The organism is Burkholderia sp. IMCC1007 (assembly GCF_027257875.1).
Taxonomy (GTDB): Bacteria; Pseudomonadota; Gammaproteobacteria; order Burkholderiales; family Burkholderiaceae; genus Burkholderia.
This window is the reverse complement of record NZ_JAPVQY010000116.1, coordinates 1-6,727: the sequence shown is the minus strand read 5'-3', so window position 1 is coordinate 6,727 and position 6,727 is coordinate 1. Positions and strand designations below refer to the sequence as shown.

At 68.6% G+C, this 6,727-nt stretch carries 5 protein-coding genes; 2 read left to right on the top strand and 3 right to left on the bottom strand.

Going from position 1 to position 6,727, the window contains the following annotated elements; all coding sequences use genetic code 11:
* Positions 1-150: 150 nt before the first annotated feature.
* Entirely contained in the window at positions 151-699 is a 549-nt protein-coding gene (locus O1Q03_RS39610; RefSeq protein WP_269511528.1) for a DUF3005 domain-containing protein, read from the top strand.
* A gap of 64 nt (positions 700-763) precedes the next feature.
* Here O1Q03_RS39610 and O1Q03_RS39605 read toward each other — a convergent pair whose 3' ends face one another.
* Positions 764-1,528, bottom strand: coding sequence for a DUF4397 domain-containing protein (locus O1Q03_RS39605; protein ID WP_269511525.1), 765 nt, complete (start codon positions 1,526-1,528; stop codon positions 764-766).
* 445 nt (positions 1,529-1,973) lie between these two features.
* Positions 1,974-3,281: an MFS transporter gene (locus tag O1Q03_RS39600; protein WP_269511522.1), complete on the bottom strand. Its 1,308-nt coding sequence runs from the start codon at positions 3,279-3,281 to the stop codon at positions 1,974-1,976.
* Positions 3,282-3,808: 527 nt separating this feature from the next.
* On the opposite strand from O1Q03_RS39600, the gene O1Q03_RS39595 reads away from it, so the two are divergent.
* The gene (locus O1Q03_RS39595; protein ID WP_059598821.1) at positions 3,809-4,255 is read left to right on the top strand and encodes a MarR family winged helix-turn-helix transcriptional regulator; all 447 of its coding nucleotides are present in this window, start codon (positions 3,809-3,811) and stop codon (positions 4,253-4,255) included.
* Positions 4,256-4,298: 43 nt separating this feature from the next.
* Here O1Q03_RS39595 and O1Q03_RS39590 read toward each other — a convergent pair whose 3' ends face one another.
* Positions 4,299-6,593: a xanthine dehydrogenase family protein molybdopterin-binding subunit gene (locus O1Q03_RS39590; protein WP_269511519.1), complete on the bottom strand. Its 2,295-nt coding sequence runs from the start codon at positions 6,591-6,593 to the stop codon at positions 4,299-4,301.
* Positions 6,594-6,727: the final 134 nt, after the last annotated feature.

The following is a 6,727-nucleotide window of genomic DNA, read 5'->3' as shown; positions in this document are numbered from 1 at the left end:
GGCCGCCATGATGGCGTGCCGGCGCGGCACGTGCGTCGCGAGGCGCACGTGTGCGGCGCCGCGCGTGCAGGATTTGCAAGGACCGTTGTAGCGATTGCCGGACCGGCGCCGTGTATCGAGCCAGCGCACGCGTCCGGAACAGGAGGTGCGATGCACAACGCGGAATCGAACCCAACCCCGAAACAGCAGCGCGAACAGATCGCGCAGAGCCCGGTGCAGACACCGGCGGCAGGCGACATGCCGGACGCGGCGACCCAGGCCGCCGAAGTCGCGAAGCGGCCACAGACGCCCGAGACCATCGCCGCGAAAGCGCCGACCGGCCTGCCGCCGATCGACGTCGATGCGCATGCGGTCGACAGCGCCGATCCGGTGCGCCGGGCCGCGGGCCGGATCGTGACGCTCGACAACGCCAACATGGCGATGACGGACAACACGGTCGACGTCGATGGCAAGGGCATGGAAGCGCGTACCGGCGCGACCGAATGGCACGACAACGTGATCTATTCGAACGCGTCGCCCGACGATGCGGTCGACACGCCGGACGAAGGGCTCGGCGGGATCGAGAGCCGGCCGTCGGGCAACATGCCGCAGATCGCGACGCGGCCCGGCTGGCGCGTGACCCATGTCGGCGACGTCGAGGTCGCGCACGGCGACGGCGCGCGCGCCGAGCACGTGATCCGCCTCGAGCGCACGGAATGACAGGCTGATGATCTAACGATGCAGCGCCCCGCCGGCCGGCGGGGCGTCGAGCGGCCGGCGCCGTTTATTGCGGGCCGAGTTCCTGCGCGGCGGTGTCCGCGTCATTGCCTTGCGCAACCAGCACGTGGACGTCGTTCGGCGTCACGTCGCCGATGCCGCCGGACGGAATCGTCAGCAGCAGCCAGTCGGCGTTGTTGTTGATGGTCACGGGTGCGGTCTTCAGGATCGGCGATTTGCTGCCGGCGGTCGTGACGATCACCTGGTAGCTGCCGCCGTTCAGGTAGACGGAGTCCTGGCCCGATGCCGGCGATGCGTTCTGATAGGCGGCGCCGGACAGCGTCGGGCTTTGCGCGGTGATGTCGGTTCCCGGCGGCACGACGTACACGTCGACGTTCTGCGCGTTCGGCGACGCGTTGAACGTGCGCACGCGCGCCTTGTCGGACAGCAGGCCCTTGGCGTACGGATCGTCGATCACCGAGATCTGAGACGATGTGCTCGGCAGCGCAATCGTGGTGTAGTGGTGACCGTTCGCTGCACTGAACGATTGCGATGCGACCGTCGTCGTGGTTCCCGATACGTCGTAGCTCGCCGTCTGCGTGCCCGAATCGACGTCGTGATAGCGCGTGACGCCCTTGTACGCGACGCCGGATGCGTCGACCTTCGCATTCAAGTAGTAGTCGAGCTTCGGGCCGGCCGGCACCGCGTTGATGAAGCGCGCCTGCGGCTTCGAGATCCCGAGCTCGGTGCCGACGTCGTTACCGTCGCCGCCGCATGCCGCGAGCACGGAAATGACCGAGCACAGCGCCATTATCGTTCGTATGGATTTCATGTCGTCCTCTCAGGGTAGCCTGCTTGCGATGCGGGGTCGCCGCGCGAAGCCTCGCGCGGTGCGCAGCGCCGGTTGCAGAATGGGTGCTGTCCGCCGGACGGCGGGCGCCAACATGTCGCAAGCGCTGTGCCTGCATCGCACGAAGCACGCGGGCGGCCGTGCGGTGGCGCGAACGGACGGCGCGTGCGGGCGGCGGGTCGCCGCATGCCGCGTGCGATCCTGCGCGCCCGGTAATGCGTTTGTAAAAAAGCAGCGTGAGGACGTGTCCGCGCGGGACGTTCGACGCAAAAGCGTTTGAAACGCCGCTCGGTGTGCGTTGCGCAAACCGGTGCGGAGGCTGCGGTGCGCGTTCGTCGATCGTTGCGTGCGCATCCATAGGGCGCGCACCCGCGGCGAACGGCGCAATCGCGCGCGACGACGTGGTGTCGCCGCGCGCGTCGGGACATCAGCGATTCACGAGCTTCGCCGGATACGCGAGCGCGAGTGCGCAACCGACCAGCATGCACGCGGCGAAGCCGTACAGTCCCGCGCTTTGCGAATGGAACGTGTCGCGCAGCCAGCCGATGAAATAGGTGCTGCCGAAGCCGCCGAGGTTCGCGATCGAGCATGCGAACGCGATCCCGCCCGCTGCGGCCGAGCCCTTCAGGAACGTGGACGGCAGCGCCCAGACGACCGGCATCGCGGCGGCGGCGCCCGCGTTGATCAGCGAGAACAGCAGCACGGTCGCGAGCGTGCCGTGCGTCGACGTGGCCGCAAGCGCGAGCGCCACGGCCGACACCACGAACGGCACGACGATATGCCAGCGGCGTTCGCGCGCGCGGTCGGAGCTTGCGCCGCAATACAGCGTCGCGAGCACGGCCGCGGCGTTCGGGATCACCATCAGCCAGCCGATGTGATATGCGTCCTTCACGCCGGTATCGCGCAGGATCGTCGGCAGCCAGAAGCTCACTGCGTACAGCCCCAGCAGCACGCACAGATCGATGAGGCCGAGCGCCCAGACCTTCGGATCGGAGAACGCGCGGCCGAGCGCGTGGCTCTTGTTATCGGCCGGATCGGCGTCGAGGTTCTCGCGCAGTGCGCGCTTTTCGTCGTCGTCGAGCCAGCGCGCGGTCTCGATGCTGTTGGGCAGCCAGCGCAGCACCGCGAAGCCGAGCAGGACCGACGGCAACGCCTCGAGCAGGAACAGCCACTGCCAGCCGCCGAGCCCCTGCGTGCCGTCGAACGCGCGCATGATCCAGCCGGAGATCGGGCTGCCGATCATGCTCGACAACGGCAGGCCGACCATGAACAGCGCGACGATCCGCGCGCGGCGCGCGTCGGGATACCACTGCGTCAGGTACAGCAGCACGCCGGGCAGGAAGCCGGCTTCGGCGGCGCCGAGCAGGAAGCGCACGATGTAGAACTGCATCGGCGTGTGCACGAACATCGTCGCGCCCGACAGCAGGCCCCACGTGATCATGATCCGCGCGATCCACAGCTTCGCACCGACGCGCTGCAGCACCAGATTGCTCGGGACTTCGAACAGGATGTAGCCGGCGAAGAACAGGCCGGCGCCGAGCCCGTACACGGTATCGCTGAATTTCAGCGCATCGAGCATCTGCAGCTTCGCGAGGCCGATGTTGATGCGGTCGAGATAGGCCGCGAAATAGCACAGACAGAAGAGGGTGATCAGGCGTAGCGTGACTTTCCGGTAGAGCGGGCCGTGCTGCGCGTCGTCGGCGGAGACGGCGGCGCTCGGGTGTGCGGTAGACATGGGATTGCCCCTGTTCAAATGTGACGAATGAGTGAGTGGCCGATCGACGCGAGCGAGTATTTCGCCGCGCGCTGGAGTCTGTATAGCACGCCAATTACATAGCGTACACACTAGAAAATACGGAATCGCACTGGCATGGAAATGGACGCCGATCGATAGGCTGAAAAGTGAAGGAAATCGCGTGTATATCGCGGGTTGGCGCAAATCTTCGTACGCATTCGGGCGACTCGATAAAACGTCGAGGCATGCGCCAAATTAGTGCGTATGCGCTTAAAAATGGAGTGTGTGCGTGCAAGCGATTCGATAGCCCGACAGCGTGCGATCCGACGCGCGCTGGCTGGCCGAGCCGGCGGACGGGGGATACGCGTTGAGCCCGCACCGATCGATGGATCTTCGCGCATCGTGCGGGAACGGCGCGACGAAGCCTGATGCACCGCAACGAAGCGGCGCGCGCACCGGCAAGTGCGGCGATTTGAGGGTGTACACTCCTTACCTTTCCCATTCGTGCCGAGCGGGCTTTCACTTTCATGGCGTCTTCCAAGGATTCCTACGACTTTCACGACCAGGTTGGCCACTTGTTGCGTCGCGCCTATCAGCGCCACGTCGCGATCTTTCAGGAAGCGATCCCCGATTCCGACCTGACGGCCGCGCAGTTCGTCGCGCTGTGCGCGGTCAAGGAAAAGCAGGCATGTTCGCTGAACGACATCGTCAAGGCGACCGCGATCGACCAGGCGACCATCCGCGGCGTGGTCGACCGATTGAAGACGCGCGCGCTGATCGAAGTGCTGCCCGACCCCAATGACGGGCGCAAGCTGATCGTGCGCGCGACCGCGGCCGGCCTCGCGCTGATCGACCGCACGGTGCCGTTCGCGCGGCAGGTGACGGAGCGCACGTACGGTCCGCTCAATCCGGGCGAACGCGTCGCGCTGCAGTACCTGCTGCGCAAGATGATGGAGGCCGACGGCGACGCGTGACGCGGGACGCGTGCCGCCGTCCGCCTATCGCCTTAACCCGGCGTTATATGGCGCCGGCGCCCGCGACGGCCGGCGTTTCCACGCTGAGAAGCCGACCGGCTTCGCGCAACGCGGCCCGCACCGTTTCGGGCGTGAACGGCGGCGCGTAGAAGCGCACGCCGGTCGCATCGAACAGCGCATTCGCAACCGCCGCCGGCCCCGGCACCGATGCCGATTCGCCCGCGCCGAGCGGCGGCTCGCCTTGGCGGGGCATCAGCACGACGTCGATGTCCGGCACTTCGTCGAACGTCAGGATCGGATAGCTCGCCCATTCGCGCGACGCGACCTTGCCGTCGGCGAACCGGACGCGCTCCTTCAGCGTGCGGCTCAATACCTGGATCACGTTGCCGTGAATCTGATGGCGCACGCCGTCCGGATTGATCATCGTGCCTGTGTCCTGGCCGACCGTCACGCGCTCGACGCGGATCTCGCCGGACACGCGGTCGACGCTCAGGTCGACGATCCATGCGGACCACGCCGCGCCGAAGCCGGGGAAGCGGCTGTGCACGTAGCGCGCATAGGCGATGCCGCGGCCGCGCACGACGCGCGCGGCATCGCGTTCGTCATGTTCGTCGTTGCGACCGGCGCGCGGCGTCCAGCCCGCGCGATCGGCGACGGCCTGCAGCAATTCGATCGCGCGCGTGTCCTGCAGATGGCGAATCCGGAACGCGAGCGGATCGATGCCGGCCAGCGCCGCGCATTCGTCGACGAACGCGTCGTGCGCGAACGAGTTCGGCAGCGCCGATACGCCGCGCAACCACGACGCGCGCACGAGCGGCGCGAGATCCTCACAGACGAAGCGGCGATTCGGGCTTGCATAAGGCGACACGGCCGTCCGGTCGCCCATCTCGAACACGCGCGGCTCGGGGGCGATCGCGCCGGTCAGCAGCGTCGCGAGCAGCGGCGCGTCGTTCGACGGATAGCGTGTCGTGAAGTCGTAGCCGAGCAGGCGGCCGTCGCGCGTCACGGTGCCCGTCACCTGCATCAGTTGGCCGGCCCCCTTCGGTTCCCACAGATGTTCGTCCGCACGCGATAGTTGCACGCGCACCGGCCGACCGACCGCGCGCGACAGCAGCAGCGCGTCGCCGCAGACGTCGTCCGCGCCGTTGCGGCCGTAGCAGCCGGCCGCCTCCATCCGCACGATGTCGAAATCCGCTTCGTCGCGCGCCACGAGCATCGCGAGGTCGTAGCGCAGCGACACCGGGTTCTGCGTGCCGGACCACACGGTGATCCGGCCGTCGCCGGGCGCGCGGTAGTCGGCAAGCGCGCACGACGGGCCGATCGAGCCGTGCATCTGGAACGGCCATGCGTAGGTGCGCGACAGCGTGATCGTGTCGGGTTGCGTGCGCGCCGCATCGACGTTGCCTTCGTCGAGCAGGACGCGGCGCTGCGCGGGCGCGGCCGCGATCGCGGCGGCCGGCGCGTCGAGCGACGGCAGTGCGGGGTGCGGTCGCCACGTCACGCGCAACTGACGCGCCGCGCGTATCGCATGTTCCTCGCGTTCGGCGACCACGCCGACGAAGTCGCCGATCGTGACGACCGCCACGAGCCCCGGAACGTCGGCGACCGACGCGCGGTCGACGTCGACGAGCGACGTGCCGACGAACGCGCCGCTGTCGTGGCCCGCATACGGCGGCCGTACGACGCGGCCGTGCAGCATGCCGGGCACGCGCATGTCGTGCACGAACGTGAGCTGGCCGGTGGCTTTCGCGGGCACGTCGACGCGCGGCGCCGACTTGCCGACGATCCGGTAGTGCGCGGGATCCTTCGTCCGCGCATTGAGGTCGAGCGTCAGCGCGATGCGGCGCGCGGCGACGAGCGCGGCGAATGTCGCCGTGCGTCCGTCGGCGGGCACCGAGATCGTCCCGCCGTCGGTGTCGAGTTGCGCTGCGTCGACGCCGAAGCGCTCGGCGGCCAGCGCCAGCAGCGCATGCCGCGCCTGCGCGGCCGCGCAGCGCAGCGGCGTCGCGGAAATCTGGATCGTCGCGCTCGCGATGGTCGGGCCCTGGTTCGGCGTCGCGGCTGTGTCGCCGAGCACCATCGTCACGCGCGCGGCCGGCACGTCGAGTTCCTCGGCGACGATCTGCGCGAGCGACGTGCGGATGCCGGTGCCGAGATCGACGTGCCCGTTGAACGCGAGGATGCGTCCGTCGTCGAGGATCGCGACGAACACCTCGGGCAGCGCCGGTACGTACGACGACAGGCTGCCCGGCTGGCCGGGCGCCGGCTTCACGGGCGGCGCGGGCAGGCGGATCACGGTCAGGCAGCCGTCGCGCGCAAGCAGTTCGGAGCGATTCACGGGTGAAGAGTCCTGTCGGGGAGGGCGCGGGCGGCGGCCGGTCGCGGCGGGTGCGGTGCGCGGGCGCCGGCCGCTGCACTCGCAGCGCCCGCAGCGCCTACAGCACACGCAGCGCCTGCAGCACACGCAGCGCC

Bases quoted from the DNA above. Each gene is read 5' to 3' on its own strand.
- O1Q03_RS39605 (WP_269511525.1), bottom strand. From the start codon at position 1,528: ATGAAATCCATACGAACGATAATGGCGCTGTGCTCGGTCATTTCCGTG.
- O1Q03_RS39610 (WP_269511528.1), top strand. From the start codon at position 151: ATGCACAACGCGGAATCGAACCCAACCCCGAAACAGCAGCGCGAACAG.
- O1Q03_RS39595 (WP_059598821.1), top strand. From the start codon at position 3,809: ATGGCGTCTTCCAAGGATTCCTACGACTTTCACGACCAGGTTGGCCAC.
- O1Q03_RS39600 (WP_269511522.1), bottom strand. From the start codon at position 3,281: ATGTCTACCGCACACCCGAGCGCCGCCGTCTCCGCCGACGACGCGCAG.